This window comes from Amycolatopsis japonica (assembly GCF_000732925.1).
Classification (GTDB): Bacteria; Actinomycetota; Actinomycetes; order Mycobacteriales; family Pseudonocardiaceae; genus Amycolatopsis; species Amycolatopsis japonica.
In genome coordinates, this window is the sequence record NZ_CP008953.1 from 3,840,172 (window position 1) to 3,858,283 (window position 18,112).

15 protein-coding genes are annotated in these 18,112 nt (G+C 68.0%); 9 read left to right on the plus strand and 6 right to left on the minus strand.

Annotation, left to right across the window (positions count from 1 at the left end; translation table 11 throughout):
- The first annotated feature begins 29 nt into the window (after positions 1 to 29).
- Together AJAP_RS17970 and AJAP_RS17975 are read left to right on the plus strand one after the other, a co-directional pair.
- The gene (locus AJAP_RS17970; protein ID WP_228694971.1) at positions 30 to 2,354 is read left to right on the plus strand and encodes a cellulose binding domain-containing protein; all 2,325 of its coding nucleotides are present in this window, start codon (positions 30 to 32) and stop codon (positions 2,352 to 2,354) included.
- The gene (locus AJAP_RS17975) at positions 2,351 to 3,799 is read left to right on the plus strand and encodes a cellulose binding domain-containing protein (RefSeq protein WP_084098223.1); all 1,449 of its coding nucleotides are present in this window, start codon (positions 2,351 to 2,353) and stop codon (positions 3,797 to 3,799) included. Before AJAP_RS17970 ends, AJAP_RS17975 begins: the two co-directional genes overlap by 4 nt.
- A 44-nt stretch (positions 3,800 to 3,843) precedes the next feature.
- On the opposite strand, the gene AJAP_RS17980 is transcribed toward AJAP_RS17975, so the two are convergent.
- Positions 3,844 to 4,584, minus strand: a complete 741-nt coding sequence (locus AJAP_RS17980) for a class I SAM-dependent methyltransferase (RefSeq protein WP_038513170.1) — start codon at positions 4,582 to 4,584, stop codon at positions 3,844 to 3,846.
- A 113-nt stretch (positions 4,585 to 4,697) separates the two neighbouring features.
- Between AJAP_RS17980 and AJAP_RS17985 the strand changes: the two genes are divergently transcribed.
- Positions 4,698 to 5,270, plus strand: coding sequence for a TetR/AcrR family transcriptional regulator (locus tag AJAP_RS17985; RefSeq protein ID WP_038513172.1), 573 nt, complete (start codon positions 4,698 to 4,700; stop codon positions 5,268 to 5,270).
- A 45-nt stretch (positions 5,271 to 5,315) separates the two neighbouring features.
- Here the strand turns inward: AJAP_RS17985 and AJAP_RS17990 are convergent, their stop codons facing one another.
- From AJAP_RS17990 to AJAP_RS18005, 4 genes are all read right to left on the minus strand, one after another.
- Positions 5,316 to 6,149, minus strand: coding sequence for a bifunctional 5,10-methylenetetrahydrofolate dehydrogenase/5,10-methenyltetrahydrofolate cyclohydrolase (locus AJAP_RS17990; protein ID WP_038513174.1), 834 nt, complete (start codon positions 6,147 to 6,149; stop codon positions 5,316 to 5,318).
- A complete protein-coding gene (locus AJAP_RS17995; RefSeq protein ID WP_038513176.1) occupies positions 6,146 to 6,769 on the minus strand; it encodes a cyclodeaminase/cyclohydrolase family protein in 624 nt (207 codons plus the stop codon). Before AJAP_RS17995 ends, AJAP_RS17990 begins: the two co-directional genes overlap by 4 nt.
- Before the next feature lie 121 nt (positions 6,770 to 6,890).
- Positions 6,891 to 7,715 carry a hypothetical protein gene (locus AJAP_RS18000; RefSeq protein ID WP_038513178.1) on the minus strand — a complete coding sequence of 275 codons (825 nt, stop codon included), beginning with the start codon at positions 7,713 to 7,715 and terminating at the stop codon, positions 6,891 to 6,893.
- Positions 7,716 to 7,794: 79 nt separating this feature from the next.
- Positions 7,795 to 8,814, minus strand: a complete 1,020-nt coding sequence (locus tag AJAP_RS18005; RefSeq protein WP_148311526.1) for a hypothetical protein — start codon at positions 8,812 to 8,814, stop codon at positions 7,795 to 7,797.
- A gap of 195 nt (positions 8,815 to 9,009) precedes the next feature.
- Between AJAP_RS18005 and AJAP_RS18010 the strand changes: the two genes are divergently transcribed.
- From AJAP_RS18010 to AJAP_RS18025, 4 genes are all read left to right on the plus strand, one after another.
- Complete coding sequence (locus tag AJAP_RS18010) at positions 9,010 to 9,432, plus strand: hypothetical protein (protein ID WP_228694972.1); 423 nt, start codon at positions 9,010 to 9,012, stop codon at positions 9,430 to 9,432.
- Positions 9,433 to 9,509: 77 nt separating this feature from the next.
- Entirely contained in the window at positions 9,510 to 11,873 is a 2,364-nt protein-coding gene (locus tag AJAP_RS18015) for an ATP-binding protein (protein ID WP_051972500.1), read from the plus strand.
- Positions 11,874 to 11,997: 124 nt separating this feature from the next.
- Entirely contained in the window at positions 11,998 to 14,331 is a 2,334-nt protein-coding gene (locus AJAP_RS18020; protein ID WP_038513182.1) for a chitobiase/beta-hexosaminidase C-terminal domain-containing protein, read from the plus strand.
- Between the two features lie 231 nt (positions 14,332 to 14,562).
- On the plus strand, positions 14,563 to 15,870 hold the full coding sequence (locus AJAP_RS18025) for an aldehyde dehydrogenase family protein (protein ID WP_038513184.1): 1,308 nt from the start codon (positions 14,563 to 14,565) through the stop codon (positions 15,868 to 15,870).
- On the opposite strand, the gene AJAP_RS18030 is transcribed toward AJAP_RS18025, so the two are convergent.
- Entirely contained in the window at positions 15,871 to 16,539 is a 669-nt protein-coding gene (locus tag AJAP_RS18030; protein ID WP_038513186.1) for a catalase family protein, read from the minus strand.
- A 166-nt stretch (positions 16,540 to 16,705) separates the two neighbouring features.
- On the opposite strand from AJAP_RS18030, the gene AJAP_RS18035 reads away from it, so the two are divergent.
- Both AJAP_RS18035 and AJAP_RS18040 read left to right on the plus strand, forming a co-directional pair.
- Complete coding sequence (locus AJAP_RS18035) at positions 16,706 to 17,161, plus strand: DUF4383 domain-containing protein (RefSeq protein ID WP_038513188.1); 456 nt, start codon at positions 16,706 to 16,708, stop codon at positions 17,159 to 17,161.
- 32 nt (positions 17,162 to 17,193) lie between these two features.
- Positions 17,194 to 18,075: a manganese catalase family protein gene (locus AJAP_RS18040; protein WP_038513190.1), complete on the plus strand. Its 882-nt coding sequence runs from the start codon at positions 17,194 to 17,196 to the stop codon at positions 18,073 to 18,075.
- Positions 18,076 to 18,112: the final 37 nt, after the last annotated feature.

An 18,112-nucleotide genomic window follows, 5' to 3' on the forward strand; every position in this document is an offset into this window, starting at 1 on the left:
CTTCCGTCAGTCCGTCACGGAGGTTTCGGGTGTCCCGAAAAAGTCCTCTTCGTCGTGCCGTCCTACCGGCGGTCGCCGCCGTGGTCGCCACCGTCGCGCTCCTGCAGGTACCGCCCACAGCGGCGGACGCGGCGCCGGGACCAGGCGCGCTGACCGGCCTCGACCTCGGTGCGGCCAATCGCCGCGCGCCGGTCGCCGGCCTCTACGACTGGTCCAAAGCCGGGTATCGCGGTGGTGCCGCGCTACCCGGCGCCGGTGAAATGAATCCGAACGCCGCCTGCCAGGTCACCGCGGCCGAGCTGGCGAGCCAGTACAAAGTCGAACCGGACGACGGCGCCGACGACACGAACGGGATCCAGGCTGCGATCGACGGGATCAAGAGCGCGTGCTCGCCGTCCGGGAGCTACACGAAGCTGAGCACGATCACCTTCCCGGCCGGCCGGTTCGACGTCACGCACGAGATCCACGTCGACGCCGACTACCTGATCCTGCGCGGCGCGGGTAAGGACGCCACGAAGTTCGTCTACAAGCCGGACGCGAACACCCTGTACGACGCCCTCACCCCGGACGGTTCCGACTGGGACGAGGACGGGATGACCTCGGGCGCGGGCAAGGGCGGCTGGTTGTGGCCCGGCCGCGGGCTGTTCCGCGTCCAGTCGAGGGGAGTGCACACGTCCTACGCGAGCGACTACGCCGCCGCGCCCGCGAACCGCAAGGACATCTTCGAGGGCACGATCAACGTCCATTGGAAGGCCGGGGTGAAGCTGCGGGGCAAGCCGGGTGACACCGCGTTCGCCGCGAGGACGGGGGACAAGGTCGTCCACCTGGCGAGCAGCGGCGCCCTGACCTCGCTCGCCGCCGGGAACCTGGTCAACATCCGGGCGGCCAACTCGCAGAAGTTCTACGAGCAGCAGCAGGCGACACCGACCACGTTCCCGTTGCTGAACATGCACATGCGCCAGCAGATCTTCACGATCGCCGCGCTCGACACCACGGCACGCACCATCACCCTCGACAAACCGCTCGAGTACGACGTCCCGGTGAACTCCACTTCGGACGGTTCGGCCCCGATCGACGGTGCCACCTACGATTCGAAGGCGGCGCCGCTGGTCGACCCGGTGCTCGGTGTCGGGTTCGAGAATCTCGGGTTCACCCAGGACATGCCGGGCCTGAACCCCGCGGACGCGAACAACAACTACGGCAACATGGCGCCCGCCGCGGAGATGCACGGGATCGTGTTCAAGTGGGCGGCGAACTCCTGGGTCCGCGGTATCCGCGCGGACATGACCGGCTCGCACCCGATCGTCACCGAGGAGGCGAAGAACCTCCAGATCGTCGACAACGAACTCAACGGATCGTGGAACAAGGGCAAGGGCGGCAACGGGTACTTCCGCGGCTCCCGGGTCTGGGATTCGCTCTACGCGGGCAACACCTCGACCCTGCTGCGGCATTTCACCTTCCAGTGGTCGGCCGCGGGCAACGTGGTGATCGGCAACTCGTTCGACTCCGACCTGAATCTCCACGGCGGTTGGGAACGCAACAACCTCTTCGAGCTCAACACGGTCAAGGTCCCGTACGCGCACCGGTCCGGGAACTGCCGTGCCAACTGCGGCGAGGAGGGCGGCGGCGGACCCGACGACTCGAACTGGTTCCCGATCTGGTGGGGCGCGGGCAAAAAGGCCGTCAAGTGGTCGGGTGCCTCCGGCTACCGCAACGTGTTCTTCAACAACGCCATGACCAAACAGCTCGCGGACAACGGCCCGTATAACGACTTCTACGCCGACCGCCACCGCGTTTACTCCTTCGGTTGGGACGGCACCGCCTACAAACACCTCGACGTCGGCGGGACCCCGATCGCCGACTGGGCGAAGAACGAGCAGCGGGACTACACCGGCGGACACGGTGTCGACGCGTTCAAGACCGATGCCGCGTCGTCGCTGTTCCTGAAGGCCGTCGACGGGACGCCGCCGTCTTCCCCGACCAGCCAGAGCCCCACCACGACCACCCCCACTTCCACTACGACGACACAGAACCCCGCTGCCTGCCTGAACGCGACCTTCACCCGAAAGTCGGTGTGGGACAGCGGCTACGGCGCCGGCTTCACGATCAGCAACACGTGTTCGGCCTCCGTGGGTTCGTGGGCGGTCGAGTTCGACCTGCCCGCCGGGACGACGATCACGAGTTCCTGGAGTTCGGTGCTGACCAAGAGCGGGCAGCACTATCGATTCGGGAACGCCACGTACAACGGGAGCGTCCAACCCGGCGGCACGGCGACGTTCGGTTTCAACACCGCCGGCCAGGGGCTGCCGTTCGCCTGCTCGATCGCTGGAACGAAATGCGGAGGCACGGAATGACGAGGAAACGACTGCTCGCCGCGATCGCGGCCACGGCGTCGGCGGCGGGACTGTTCGGCGCCGTCGTCACGGCGGAAGCCGCCGCCCCGAGCCTGACCGCGACGTTCGCCCAAAGCTCGGCCTGGGACAGCGGATACGGCGGGAAGTACACGCTGACCAACGCCGGGGACGCGAACAGTACACAGTGGACGATCGAGTTCGATCTGCCCGAGGGCACCGCGATCGCCACGTCGTGGAGCTCGGTGCTCACCAGGAGCGGGCAGCATTACAAGGTGACCAACGCCGCCTTCAACGGCACGATCAAACCCGGCGCCACGGCGTCCTTCGGATTCAACACCACAGGGCTGGGCCTGCCGACCGGATGCACGGTCAACGGCAGCCCATGCGGGGGAGGAGTGCCGACGATCACCACACCGCCGTCGCCGACCAGCGCAAGCACTTCGCCGACGACCACCACCAGCGTGCCGTCCGGTGATGTCGTCGACGTCGGCACCGCGGCGGAACTGCAGGCCGCGTTGGCCGCGGCGATCCCGGGCCGGACCATCCGGCTGGCCGCGGGAACGTATCGGGGTTCGTTCGTCGCGACGAAACCCGGCACGGCGGACGCGCCGATCACGGTGACCGGACCGTCGACGGCGATCCTGATCAACGACGGCCCGTCCGGTGAGGCACCGTCCTGCCCGGCCCCGACGGCGGGCTGGGATTCCGGGTACGGGTTCTGGCTGTACGGCGCGCCGTACTGGCACCTCCAGGGCTTCACCGTGCAGGAAGCCAAGAAGGGGATCGTGGCCGACAACTCGCATCACACGGTGATCGAAGGGGTGCGGGTGCACCGGATCGACGAGGAGGCCGTGCACTTCCGCCGTTCCTCGGCCGACAGCGTCATCCGTGACTCGACGATCAGCCACACCGGGCTCGTGCAGGCCGGGTACGGTGAGGGCGTCTACCTCGGCTCGGCGAACTCGAACTGGGCCTGCCACGGGAACTCCGGCGGGGTCGATCGCAGTGACCGGATCCAGGTGCTCAACAACCACATCGGACCGTACGTGGCGGCGGAGGGCATCGACGTCAAGGAGGGCACGGAAGGCGGCGTGATCCGCGGCAACACCTTCGACGGTCAAGGGATTTCCGGGCAGAACTCGGCCGATTCCTGGATCGACGTCAAGGGGTTCGGATACGTCATCGAGGGGAACACCGGCACCTTCGTCTCGCCGGGAACCTTCGCGAACGGCTACGAGACGCACAATCCCGCCACCACCCCGTCGTTCCCGAACGGCTGCGGGAACGTCTGGCGGGACAACAAGTCCGATCTCGGCGGCGTCGGCCAGTACGCCATCAAGATCACGTCGACGTCGAAATGCTCGGAACGGCCGAACGTGGTCTACGCGTCCAACACCGTGTCCAGGGCGGTGAACGGGCTGACCAACGTCCCCGTCACGCCTTGACGGACGCCGGTGACGGGAGCGGCGCGGCTCCCGTCACCGGCGGGTCAGTCCCGGACCGCGGAGATCGCGACGGTGGCGTAGCGCGTGGTGAACCGGCCGCCCATCCTGTCGATCGCCGCCCCGACTTCAGCGAGGATCTCTTGTCGCACTGTGGATTCGACCCAGGTCAGCGAGCCGAACGTCGGAAGCTGGTCCAGCCATTCGTCACGGGTGTAGACCCGGTCCCAGTCGTAACGGCTTCGTTCCGGCTCGCCGAACCCGCCCGCTTCGCGCAGACCGTCGGCGACCTTCACGATGAGTGGCCCGTACGGGTCAGAGGGCTGTTTCGGCACGCTCTTGAGATCGATCGGGGCGTCCGGCACGAGCCGCCGGTAAGCGTCCGCCAAGGCGTCCGCGACCTCTTCCGGCGGTTCGGGTACGTGCCAGAACGCGGCGAAGAGTCCGCCGGGTCGTAGGACCTCGGCGGCCTTGGCGGCGCCGGCCACGGGGTCGACCCAATGCCAGGCCTGTCCGGAGACGAGCAGGTCGAACCGGTGTCCGGCGGGCTCCCAATCCTCGAACTTCGCGACTTCGACGGCGATTCCGCTCTGCCGGGCGAACTCGGCCATTCGCTCGTCCGGCTCGACGCCCAGCACGTGACAGCCCGCCGCGTGGAACTGGCGCGCTTCGATGCCGGTGCCGACGCCGACGTCGAGGGTCTCGCGGCCGGGAGCGGCGGCGATGAGGTGTTCGACGAGTTCCGGGGGATAGGCGGGGCGGGTGCGGTCGTAGCGTTCGACGTCCACGCCGAAGGATTCCGCGGCCTGTCGATGACGATGAGGCTCTTGCCCCGAAGGTAGAGTGGGCATGCGCCCACCTTAAGTGGGCACGTGCCCACTCGTCAATGCAAAGGAGCCATATGCCGACAGGAGTGGCTTTGCGTGCCGTCCGCGCGCAGTTGTTCGACGCCGCCGAACGGGTCCTGCTGCGGGACGGGCCGAGCGGGCTCACCAGCCGTGCGGTGACCACGGAGGCGGACTGCGCGAAAGGCGTGCTGCACCGGCATTTCGACGATTTCGACGGCTTTCTCGCCGAGTTCGTGCTGGACCGGATCGAGAAACTCGACGAGAAGGGACTGCGGGAGGCCGCTGGCACCGGGACGGTTGTGGACAACCTCACCACGGCGCTCACGGCGGTGTTCGAGTCGGTCGCGGTCGCGATCGTCCCGCTCGTGATCTTCCGCGACGAGCTTCGTGCCCGGTTACGCCGCGAATGGCCTGCCGGGGTTCCGGTGCTGACTCAGGCCGCCGTCATGATCGGCGGCTACCTCAAGGCGGAACGGGATCTGGGCCGGGTCGCCGAGGGTGCCGACGTCGAGACTTTGGCCGCAACGCTCATCGGTGCCACGCATCTGCTGTACGCGGACCGCACCGCGCCCGCACCGGAGATCGCTCAGGTGCGGAAGGTGGTGGAGACGGTGATCGGGACGTGAAAAAGGCGGCGAGTCCTCAGAGGACTCGCCGCCTCCCTCGGTGGATCAGGACTGCGCGGCGGTGACGGTGTGCCGCAGCAGCAGCGACGTCGTGACGGGGCCGATGCCACCGGGGACCGGCGTGATCGAACCCGCGATCTCCTCGACCGCGGCCTGGTCGACATCGCCGACGAGCCCGCCTTCGGGAGTCGGGTTCGTGCCGACGTCGATCACCACGGCACCGGGTTTGACGTGGTCCGCGCCGAGGAAGTGCGCGCGGCCGACGGCCACGACCAGGACGTCCGCGGCCTTGGTGACCACCGCCAGATCCTTGGTGCGGGAGTGGCAGATGGTCACCGTCGCGTGTTCGCCGAGCAGCAGCAGCGCGGCGGGCTTGCCGACGATGGTCGAGCGGCCCACGACGGAGACCTGGGCGCCGGACAGGGCGACCTGCTCGCGCTTCAGGATCTCCAGGACCGCGGCCGCGGTGGCGGGAGCGTAGGTCGGGAGGCCGGCGGTGAGGCGGCCGAGGCTGACCGGGTTGGCGCCGTCGACGTCCTTGCGCGGGTCGATATGCGCGCCGACGTCGTCGAGCGTCACGCCTTCGGGTAGCGGGGTCTGGCAGATGATGCCGTGGACCGACGGGTCCGCGGACAGCTTGTCGAGCTCGCGGGTGACGTCCGCGCCGGTCGGCTTCTCGAGCTGGACCACGCGGCAGTCGACGCCGACCTTCTTGGCGGCGCGCTCGATCGAGCGCACGTACCAGGCGGTGGCGTCGTCGTCGGTCGGCACGAGCACGGCCAGCGTCGGGGCGGTGCCCGATTCGCGAAGCTTGGCGGCGGTCTCGGTGACCTCGGCGGTGATGGCGGCGGCGATCGCGCGCCCGTCGATCAGGGTCATCGGGCGAGCCTTTCGCGAACCTGGGCGATCAGGGCGTCGGCGCGCCCGGTCGCGGGGGTGTACTCGGTGAGGCGGGCCTCGGTCTCCTTGCGGAGCTGCTCGTCCGACATGGACGCGAGGTTGACCTCGACGTTGACCACGCCCGATTCGAGCGCGGACTTCGCGGACGAGGCCGCGACCGCGATGTCGGAGATGACGTTGGTGTTGGCGCCTTCGAGGATCGAGGCGGCGACGTCGATGACCTCGGCGGCGAGGGCGGCCGTGCGCAGCGGCACCTCGGCGGCGCCGACCAGCGCGGCCTGGATCGCGGCCGTGCGGGCCTGCTTCTCTTCGTCGGTGGCCTTGGGGAGCTTGTACGCGGCGACCACGGCGTCGAACGCGGCGGCGTCGTCGGCGGCGAGGCCGAGAGCGCGTGCACGGAGGTCTTCGGCCTTGGCTAGCGCCTCGGTCATGGTGGCCTCGTGCTCGGCGTACTTCGGCTTGCCGATGGTCAGGTTGCACACCATGGAGACCAGGGCGGCACCGACCGCGGCGTTCATCGCGGCACCCGCGCCACCACCGGGCGTCGAGGCCTTCGATGCCAGCTCGTCGAGCCACTGACCGACCGGTTGAGCCTCCACGCGATGTTCCCTTCCCGCTGGTTTTGCCGTCGCGCCGAAGCCTACCTGGGCGTTCCCGGACAGCCCGAAGGCCACCTTCGCGACGATCTACGTCGGTGAAGGTGGCCTTCGGTGAGGGTGTTCAGGAACGCAGGTACTCCTCCCAAGTGAGCTTCGGCGACACGGCGGGGCCGTCGTCGGCACCGCGACCGGCGAGGCCGTTGTAGCCGAGGTAGTAGTCACCGGCCTGGTGCTGCGCGCCGGACGACAGGTCCGGATCGGACAGCGCGATGGCGTGGATGTGGTAGGCGAAGCCCTGGGCCGGGGTCCGGACCCAAGCCGCGAAACCGACCTGACGCAGCTTCCGCGCGACGTCGGTCCGAGTGGTCGAGGACATGCCCTCGACGCCGATGTCGAGCGCGCCGCCACCGTCGTGCGTCCCGGCCGAAGCGCCGACGCCACCGGGGTTGTACGAGCCCTGCGTGATGGTGAGCTGCCTGCCGAGCAGACCCTCGGCCTTCACCAGCATCGCCTTGGTCCGGGTGTTCATCGTCTTGCCGTGGTAGGTCAGGCGGCTACCCGCCGAGACCACCGCGGTGACGGTGTAACGGTTCTCGCCCAGCTTCTCGAGCGACGTCTTTCCCGGCAGGCCGGAGGCGTCGATCCCGGTGTAGCCCAGCGACTTCTGGTAGCTGGAGTACGCCGTGATCGTCGACGTGCCGAAGTGGCCGTCGACGTATTGCTGGTCGAGCAGTCCCTTGGCGGCCAGTGCCTGCTCCACCAGCAGCACGCTGTCCTTGGCGCCGGGGGTCAGCGCGCTGTCCGCGCGGCGCGGGTCGATCTGCGCGGCCTTGAGCACCGCTTCCATGCTGGCGGTCGGCAACGCGGTCACTTCGGCGCCGGCCGGTGCGGCCACGCCGAAGGAGAGCGCGGTCGCTGTCGCGAGCACGGCTACCTTGGTCAACAATTCCTGCCTCCTGAACGGGTCCGGTTGGTCCGGGAAGCATGGGCAGCGGGAATACAAGGGCCGTACAAACGGATCTTCTTCAGGTTTGGTCGCGGCCGGTGACGAACAAGGTCACCGCCTCGGACAAAGTCCGGCAAGCGGCGTCATCGGGGTGTTTGGCGGCTTCTCGCTCAAGCGGGCGCAGCCGGTCTTTCGTGCGGACCGATTTGACCGTTTCGGCGCTTTCGATCGCTTGGATGCCGACGGACAGCGCCTGGTCGCCGTCTCCGCCGAGAACGTGTCCCGTGGCCAGCATGGCCAGGCACAGGGAACGGCTGCGCGCCATTTCGGGACCGTATCCGCGTACGGCGTCGGTGAGCGCGGCGATCGCCTGTCCGACATGGCGGCCACCCCTACGCAAAGCCAGGTCGGTGTGCACCGAGCCCGCCATCGCGGAAACGTCGACCTCGGTGAAGAACCTCGCCCAGTCGGGTGACTCGGCGTCACCCTTCTCGGCGAATTCCTCGCCTGCTTGGCCCATCAACCCGACGGCGAGGTTCGCGTCGCCTTTCTTGGCGTAGGCCCAGCCTTGGTTCGCGCTCAGGATGCTCGCGGCCAGCTTCGAACCGGCCCGCTTCGCGGCGAGCCTGCCCAGTTCGAATTGTGCGAGGGCTTCGTCCATCACTCCGTAATGCAGATCGATCCGGCCTCGCCGGTAATGGATGTTCGCGATCAATTCGGCGTTTTCGCCATCGGCGGCGAGCTTCAGCGCGACATCGAGATGATGCTGCGCGGCGCCGACGTGACCGCTGTCGAAACACGTCCATCCGGCGAGGTTGTGGAGATCCGCGACCGCGGAGAAAAGCCTGGCCCGCAACGGTTCGGAGATCGGCATCGCGAGCATCCGATGGCCGCGCCGGATCCGGACCACGACCGCGTCGCGGCACATCCCACCCCCGCATTGGTAGTCGACGGCACGAAGCGCTTTCGTCTGTGTTTCCAGCGCCTCGACATCATGGTCCCGCACCCGGTCAGGAATGAGGTGGTGGCGAGAGGCGGCTTCAGGATCTGTCATGGTCATTAACCCCTGACGTAACCCCAGCGCGATTTCGTGGCTCAAAGCGTAGCCCGGAGGACGCGCCGCCGCGACTGTCTCACCGCGAAACTCAAAGTGCGCTCAGGTAAGAAGACAGGTAGTTGTACGGGTGTCGCCCAGGCGGAACGAGAGCAACCTGGTAGGACTTCCAGTGGATGCCGAAAGGTCGAGACCCACATGGTGCTAAGTGCTACACCGCCCTCGCGAGCCCGTCTCCGGTTGGTCTCCTCGGAGGATGCGCGTACGACACCCCGGGCGGGCGGTCGTCTGGATCGGTACGGCGAGCTCGCCGACCGTCGGCTGGCCGCGATCCTCGCCGCCGAGGACGTGGCGGAGGAGCACGGGTTGAGCGCACACGCGCGTACGACCTGTTACGTGCACCGCTGCTGGGTGCACCAGTGCATCTCCGATCCGTTGCACGTACTGGTCGTCACCGGGCATCGCTGGTGCCGGCGCTGCGACCGGACGGTCGACGTCGAGATCGACGAGACCTTTCCGGGATCGGTCGAACTCTCTTGCGACGGCTGTGGTGTCCCGCCGGACACGGTCGCGAACCGCGAGGTGCTCTTCGCTTGCCGGACCAGCCTCGTGGCCATGCACGGAGGCGAAGTGTCGACGCTCTACGTGGTGCCGGACGACTGAAGCCGGATTGGGCTGACCGAGGGAACGGGCCACCGGCCTCGTTGACCGCCGGTCGCGGGCGTCCGTACGGTTCTGGGGTGGGCACCGCGGCCGCAGCAGACCGGCCGGGCAGCCTCCCCGCCGGGACCACGAGTTTCGTAGGTCGGAAAAGGGACGTCGCCGAGGTCAAAAGACTGCTGTCCAAGGCGAGGCTGGTGACCTTGACCGGGGTCGGCGGCGTCGGCAAGACGACGCTGGCCCTGCATACCGCCGCGGAACTGCGGCGAGCTTTCCCCGACGGTGTCTGGTTCGTCGAACTCGCGGATCTGACCGACTCTGATCTGCTGGCTCACACGGTGCTGGAGGCGCTCGGCGTCCGCGACGACACGGGCCGTGACCAGGCGGACGTGCTCGCGGATCACCTGCGGGGGCGCCGGATCCTGGTGATCCTGGACAACTGCGAACACCTGATAGAGGTCTGTGCGGCGTCGGCGGATCGGCTGCTGAGGGTGTCGCCGGGGCTCCGCTTCCTCGTCACCAGCAGGGAACGGCTCGGGATCCCGGGAGAGCATCTCTGGCAGGTCGCGCCGCTACCGCTGCCCGCGCCCCGGATCCCGCTGCGATCGGGGGCCTGGCGTGACTATCCGGCGATGGCGTTGTTCGCCGAACGGGCGGCCGCGGTCGAGCCGGGATTCGTCGTCACCGACGAGAACCAGGCTTTGATCGCGAACGTGTGCCGGATGCTCGCGGGGATACCGTTGGCGATCGAACTGGCCGCGGTCCGGGTCCGGGCGCTGTCGCTCGACGAGCTCGCGACCCGGCTGGCGGACAACTTCCACTTGCTCGCCAAGGGGGAACGCGGCGGACTGCCCAGGCACCAGACGCTGCTGGCGGCAGTGGAGTGGAGCCACGACCTGTGCGGTGCCGCCGAGCGGGTCCTCTGGGCGCGCGCATCGGTCTTCGGAGGCGGGTTCAGCCTGTCCGCGGCCGAATTCGTCTGCGCCGGGGAGGGGCTGTCCGCCCGGTCGGTGCTCGGGCACCTGGCCGGGCTGGTGGACAAGTCGGTCCTGCTCTTCGAACGCGACGGCGACCGGACGAGATACCGGCTGCTGGAGCCGCTTCGCCAGTTCGGCAGGGCGAAGCTGCACGGCATGGGTGACGAGGACGCGGTCCTGCGCCGCCATCGGGACTACTACCTCGCGCAGGCGGAGCGGAGCGAGCGGGACTGGTTCGGGCCGAAGCAGGCGGAGATCTGCGCGAGGACCAAACTAGAGCACGCGAACCTGCGCGCCGCGCTCGACTATTGCCTCGCCACGCCGTCCGAAGGCAGGACCGGGCTGAAGCTCGCGGGCACGCTGTGGTTCTACTGGGCGGGCTGCGGTGTGCTGGGGGAGGGGAGGCACTGGCTCGACCACGCGCTCGAAACCGTCCGCGAAGGCGGCAAAGACCGCCTGAAAGCCTTGTGGGTCAACGGATACGTGTCAACGCTGCAGGGTGACGTCGCGCGTGCGGTGACTCTGTTGGGGGAGTGCCGCACCGAAGCCGGCAGGGTCGGGGACGAGGCGGCGCTCGCCTACGCGGTCCACCGCCTGGGCTGCAACGCGCTGGTCGGCGACGACGTCGGCTACGCGAAGGACCTGTTCCAGGACGCCCGGATCCGCTATCGCCGGCTGGGCGAGCTGAACGGCAACGTGATGCTGGCCGGAATCGAGATGGCGATCGCGTCGATATTCCTCGGCGAGTTGGAGGAGGCCGCGGAGCTGTGCGAAGAGGCGCGCGCGATCGGCGCGGCGCATGGCGAGGAATGGGCCTACGCCTACGCGATCTACGTGCTGGCGCTCGTGGCGCTGAACCGGGGCGAATTCGAGCCGGCGATCGGTTACGCGCGCAGCTGCCTGAGGATCAAGCGCACCTTCAACGACCTGCTCGGCATGGTGTTGTCGATCGAGGTGCTCGCGTGGATCGAGTCGTCGCTGCGGCATTGGGCGCGTGCGGCGACCCTGCTCGGCTGCGCCGGGCGGATCTGGCAATCGGTCGGCTACCCGATGTTCGGCTCGAAGTATTTCGGTGCCCCGCACGGTGACTGTGAGGCGCGGACCCGGGAGGCGCTCGGTGACAGCCGGTACGCGGTCCTGGCGCGGTACGGGAGCGAGTTCACCTTGGAAGAGGCCGTCGCCTTCGCGCTCGACGAAGCCGAGGGCACGGAGAGCGGTCCCGTCGCCGAGGTCGAGACCGTGCTCACCGACCGAGAGCACGAGGTCGCACTCTTGATCACCGACGGCTTGTCCAACCGGGAGATCGCCGATCGGCTGGTGATCTCCCGCCGCACCGCCGAGGGGCACGTCCAGCGAATCCTGCGGAAGCTGGACTTCGATTCCCGTGCGCAGATCGCGGCCTGGGTGACCCGAACGGCGGTACGAGGCGAGCGGAACGGCGGTACCCGGAGGGGCTGTCCGGAGTAGTCAGTGGTTTGGACCACCAGTGTTACCGAAGCGTGATCTGGACATATCGCACGGACGGCTACTTTGTTGTGGCGCGCAACGAATTGCTTCGCCCGTGGATTTCCAACGCCGGAGGTGTCACGACGTGAACCGGATCTTTGTGCAGCCCGAACGGCGGAAAGGGGTCCGGGGCGCGCTCGCCCTCGGCCTTTCCGCGCTCCTGATCGCGGCAGGGCTCGGCGGTGCCACCGCCGCGGCCGCCGACTACAGCCAGAGTGCCGCGTCCTTGAATGCGACCCAGGCGCAGTTCTCCTTCACGCCGGCGAGCCCCGCGCGCTACGTCGACATCCACTACACCGGCGTTCCGGGAGTGGGGCAGCAGAACGTCCGCATGACCGACAACGGGGGCACGTGGCGGCACACCGTCGGCTCGCTGTCGGCGGGCACGGTGCTCGACTATTGGTTCACCTACGAGAAGAACGGGCCGCAGTACGACACCCCGCACTTCACGTACACCCACGGCGGCAGCGGCACGACCGTCGCGTCACCGACCTTCGATCCGCCGGGCGGCAGTTACCCGAGCGCACGTTCGGTGACCCTGTCGAGCGCGACCTCCGGCGCGACGATCCGGTACACAGTGGACGGTTCCACGCCGACGGCGTCGTCCACTTTGTACACCGGGCCGATCACGGTCTCCGCGTCCTCGACGATCTCCGCGATCGCGCTCAAATCCGGCTCGGCGAACTCCCCGGTGGCGTCGGCGAGCTACACGATCGGATCGACACAGGCGACCTGCCCGGTGCAGGCCGAGGTCCCGGACTTCGGCCCGAACGTGCGGATCTTCGACCCGGGGATGTCCGCGGCGTCGATCCAGTCCCGGCTCGACGCGGACTTCAACGCGCAGAAGGACACCCTGACCGCGCAGTTCACCGAGCGCCGGTACGCGCACCTGTTCAAGCCCGGTGTGTACAACGGCATCCACGACAACGTCGGCTACTACACCTCTGTCGCGGGCCTCGGGCAGAACCCGGGCGACGTGGTGATCAACGGTGACGTGACGGTCGACGCGTTCAACGAGTCGGACAAGGGTGTGGCGCTGCAGAACTTCTGGCGCTCGGCGGAGAACCTCGCCGTCGTCCCGAGCAGCGGTTCGACCCGCTGGGCCGTCGCGCAGGCCGCGCCGTTCCGCCGGATGGACATCCGTGGCGGGCTCCAGCTCTACCCGGCCAGCTACGGGTTCGCGAGCGGTGGCTACACCGCCGACACCAAGGTCTCCGGACAGGCCGCGTCGATCTCGCAGCAGCAGTGGTACACCCGGGACAGCAGCTACGGCAGCTGGGACGGCGGCGTCTGGAACATGGTCTTCTCCGGGACGAGCGGCGCTCCCGCGAACACCTTCCCGAACCCGCCGGAGACGACGCTCGGCACCACGCCGGTGTCCCGCGACGTCCCGTATCTCTACCTCGACGGCTCCGGCAAGTACCGCGTGTTCCTGCCTTCCTTGCGCACCAACGCCTCTGGGCCGAGCTGGGCCAACGGTGGCACCCAGGGCTCCTCGCTGCCGATGAGCCAGTTCTACGTCGTGAAGGCGGGGGACACGGCGTCGTCGATCAACACCGCGCTTTCCCAGGGCTGCAACCTGTTCTTCACGCCGGGCGTCTATCACCTGAACCAGACGCTCAACGTGACGAAGGCGAACACCGTCGTCCTCGGCGTCGGCTACCCGACGCTGGTGCCGGACAACGGCGTCGACGCCATGAAGGTCGCGGACGTCGACGGCGTCCGGCTCAAGGGGCTGCTGTTCGACGCCGGCACGACCAACTCGCAGTCGCTGCTCACGGTCGGACAGGCGGGCTCGACGACGAACCACGCGGCGAACCCGACGACCTTGCAGGACGTGTTCTTCCGGATCGGCGGTCAGATCGCGGGGAAGGCGACGAACAGCCTGATCGTCAACAGCCGTGACACGATCATCGACCACATCTGGGCCTGGCGGGCCGACCACGGCAACGCGGGCACCTACGGCTGGACGATCAACACCGGCGACACCGGCGTGGTCGTCAACGGCGACAACGTGCTGGCGACAGGCCTGTTCGTCGAGCACTACCAGAAGTACCAGGTGATCTGGAACGGCCAGAACGGCAGGACGATCTTCTTCCAGAACGAGATCCCGTACGACGTCCCGGACCAGGCGGGCTGGAAGAGTCCCAACGGGCTCAACGGGTACGCCGCCTACAAGGTGGGGGACAACGTGACCACGCACGAGGCGTGGGGCCTGGGCAGCTACTGCTTCTTCAACGACAACCCGTCGGTGAATCTGTATCACGCGTTCGAGGTGCCGAACCGCTCCGGCGTCCGGTTCCACAATCTGGTGACGGTCTCGTTGAACTACAAGGGCACCATCACCCACGTGATCAACGACGCCGGGGCGGTGACGCCGCCGGACACGCGGCCGAGCAACCTGGTGAGCTACCCGTAACTCCCGACCGCCGGGTTGAGCACCTTGAAGTACATGAAGGCCCCCTTCCTTGCGCTAGACGCAAGGAAGGGGGCCTTCATGTACTTGGGGAAGGTAGTGAAGGAGGCGGAACACCCGAGTGCGGCCTCCAGTCACGCGAGTCACGTCCCTGATCACGCGAATCACGCCTTCGGCTTCTGTATAACGCCCTATACCGCGCGGCAGTGACCGCCCACGGTTAGGCTCAGAACCATGATCAGCAGCGATGCCCCCGCCGTCGTCGAAGAACTGCGCACCCTCTTCCGCTCCGGTGTCACGAAACCGGTGGAGTGGCGGCGAACGCAGCTCACGGGCCTGCGGACCCTTCTGTCCGAGCAGGCCGACGTCTTCCTCAAGGCGCTCTACGCCGATCTGCGCAAGAACACCGCCGAGGCAAAGCGCGCGGAGATCGCGCTCGTACGGAACGAGATCGACCACACGCTGGAGAATCTCGACTCCTGGCTGAGCCCGGAGCCCGCCGGCCTGCCGTATCCGCTGCGACCGGCCGACGGCCGCGTCGTTCGCGAGCCGCTAGGGGTCGCGCTGATCATCGGGCCGTGGAACTACCCGCTGCAACTGGTGCTCGCGCCGCTGGTCGGCGCGCTGGCGGCGGGCAACTGCGCGGTCGTCAAGCCGAGTGAGCTGTCGCCGAACACCTCGGCCGCGATCGCGGAGCATCTGCCGAACTACGTCGAGGGCGTCCGTGTCGTCGAAGGCGCGATCCCCGAGACGACGGCGTTGCTGGAGCAGAAGTTCGACACCATCTTCTACACCGGCAACGGGACGGTCGGCCGGATCGTCATGGCCGCGGCGGCGAAGCATCTCACGCCGGTCACGCTGGAGCTGGGCGGTAAGAGCCCGGCGATCGTCGAGCCGGGGGCGGACCTCGCCGTGACCGCCCAGCGGCTGGCCTACGGCAAGTTCGCCAACGCGGGCCAGACCTGCGTCGCGCCCGACTACGTCCTCGCGATCGGCGACACCGGCCCGAAGCTGGCGGAACACCTGGCCGAGGCCGTCCGAGCGATGTTCGGCGACGACCCGGCCGCCAGCGAAGCCTACGGCCGGATCATCTCGACCCGGCACCACGACCGGCTCGCCGCCTTGCTGGACAACGGAACCGTGGTCGTCGGCGGCCAGGCCGACCGCGACGAGAAGTACATCGCGCCGACCGTGCTCACGGATGTCTCGCCGGATGCCCCGGTCATGCGGGACGAGATCTTCGGCCCGATCCTGCCGATCATCGACGTGCCCGACGTCGACGCGGCGCTGGCGTTCGTCAACGAGCGCGACAAGCCGCTGGCGCTGTACGCCTTCACCGAATCGGAGGAAACCAAGCGCAGGATCGAGACGGAAACCTCGTCGGGCGGGCTGGTGTTCGGCGCGGCGATCATCCATCTCGCGGCGCCGGAACTGCCGTTCGGCGGGGTGGGGGAGAGCGGGATGGGTCGCTATCACGGGCGCTACTCGATCGAGAATTTCAGCCACGTGAAGGCGGTGCTGGACAAGCCGCTCGCGGGATGATCAGCGGCCTTCGCGGCTGCCCTCGTAGGCGCGCTCGCGCAACCCGGTGAGCCAGCGGGGCCGCAGCTCCCAGCCAGGGGGAGCGTTCAGCATCGGATCGAAGGCGGGGCGCGAGGCGTCTTGGTCGACCTCGTGGAGGGTCAGCGTCGCGCAGGGTTTCCGATGCCCGTTCGCGCGGACGGTTTCGACGAGGTAGGTCACCGGTCCTTCCTGCACCAGTCGGCTCAAGGCGTCGAGTGAGGCTCCGGCGCGCCGCGGCGTTTCCGCGCGGGCCGACAGCCAGACCAGTTCGCCGTTCACGCGATAGGGCAGCAGCGAGCTGAAGCGGCCGGTGGTCCAGGATCGCGCCGGCCGCGGCACCACCCGGACGGCCGAAGTGGTCAGGGTGAGATCCCACGGATCGCCGTCGGCGGTGGGGACGCGGATCGCGAGCCCCAGCGCGTCGGGGATACGACCCGGGAGACCGGCCCCTTTGGACATTCGCACGGTGACGGTCACCGGTTCCGGCGGCAACGCTAGATCGTCGCGCCTCAAAGCGTGAAGCTCGCCTTTGAGCAGTAGGCCGTTCGGGTGGAACGCTCGCGCGCCGCGAAGTGCGGAGAGCGAGTGGAAGCCGGCCCGGAAAAGCCTGCCGACCGGCCCTGCCTGCGGTGCCTCGTGCTCGGCCACGATTTCCGCCTCCTTGCCAGGTGAGTACTGGGCGGTGGCTACCCCGGCGGCATCGGATTACACGGGAATTCCCACGAATTCGAAAACACCGATTCCCCGGTGTGACCGGCTCCGGCACGGGTACTCGACGTTCCAGAAGCTCATTCCACCTGGATCGGAGGAAATCATGACTGCATCGCCGGCCACCGTTCGGCGGGCTCCGCGCCAGCTCATCGCCCTCGGCGTGGGCGCGGTCTTCCTGCTCGTCGGCATTCTCGGCTTCATTCCCGGCGTCACGACGAATTACGAGCAGCTGAGCGGTGCCGGGCACGAGTCCGGCGCTTTGCTGCTGGGCGTGTTCCAGGTTTCGATCCTGCACAACATCGTCCATCTGGCGTTCGGCGTCGCGGGCATCCTGCTGGCCCGGACGGCGAGCGGCGCGAAAGCGTTCCTCGTCGGCGGCGGGGTGGTCTATCTCGTGCTCTGGCTGTACGGACTGCTGATCGACCACGGGTCGGCGGCGAATTTCGTGCCGGTCAACAGCGCCGACAACTGGCTGCACCTCGGGCTGGCCGTCGGGATGATCGCGCTCGGGCTCATTCCGCTTTCCGGTTCGAAGGCGCCGATCGCCGACTCTCGCTGATCCGTTCTTCTCCCAGTATTCGGAGGTAATCAGTGTTCCGTCACACCAAATCGCTCCAGTTCGAGGCCAAGCCGGAAAAGCCGGACGCCTTGTACGCCCGAAAGCTGCAGGAACTCATCGGCGGCGCCTACGGCGAAATGACCGTCACCATGCAGTACCTCTTCCAAGGCTGGAATTGCCGGATCGAGGGCAAGTACAAGGATTTGATCATGGATACGGCGACCGAGGAGATCGGGCACGTCGAGATGCTCGCGACGATGGTCGCCCGGCTGCTGGAAGGGGCACCCGCCACCATGGTGGCCGAGGCGGCGAAAGATCCAGCCACCGCGGCGATCCTGGGCGGGATGGACCCCCAGCAGGCGATCATCTCCGGTGGCGGGGCCACCCCGAGCGACAGCCAGGGCTACCCCTGGAACGGCCGCTACGTCGTCGCGTCGGGCAATCTGCTGGCCGATTTCCGGGCGAACGCCGCGGCCGAGGCGCAGGGCCGGTTGCAGACGGCCCGGCTGTACAACATGACCGACGACCCTGGCGTGAAGGCCATGCTGCAGTTCAATCTCGCCCGCGACACGGTGCACCAGAAGCAGTGGCTCGCCGCGATCGAGGAACTCAAGGCCGACGGCCTGGAAAGCGACATCGCGCCGACGGCGTTGTTCGACGAGGAGAACCAGGACCACAACAACACCGTGTGGCATCTGTCCGACGGGCCGGACGGCGCGAAGGGCGGCTGGAGCTTCGGCGAAGACGGGATCGAGTACCTGATGGACCCGGAGCCGCTCGGCGGTCCGGGCACCGCTCCGAAACCGGATCCCGCGTTGTTCGGCACCTACGCGCCGCTGCAGGACGCCGTCGGGACGGTCAAGGGCAAGGCCAAGGACGCGAAGAAGAAGGCCACCAAATCGCGCAAGAGCTAGCCCTTGGCACCGCACTCACGTGATCGAAGCCGGAACT

Coding starts and splice junctions, on each gene's coding strand:
- AJAP_RS17975 (WP_084098223.1), top strand. CDS start 2,351: ATGACGAGGAAACGACTGCTCGCCGCGATCGCGGCCACGGCGTCGGCG.
- AJAP_RS17985 (WP_038513172.1), top strand. CDS start 4,698: ATGCCGACAGGAGTGGCTTTGCGTGCCGTCCGCGCGCAGTTGTTCGAC.
- AJAP_RS17990 (WP_038513174.1), bottom strand. CDS start 6,149: ATGACCCTGATCGACGGGCGCGCGATCGCCGCCGCCATCACCGCCGAG.
- AJAP_RS18025 (WP_038513184.1), top strand. CDS start 14,563: ATGATCAGCAGCGATGCCCCCGCCGTCGTCGAAGAACTGCGCACCCTC.
- AJAP_RS18035 (WP_038513188.1), top strand. CDS start 16,706: ATGACTGCATCGCCGGCCACCGTTCGGCGGGCTCCGCGCCAGCTCATC.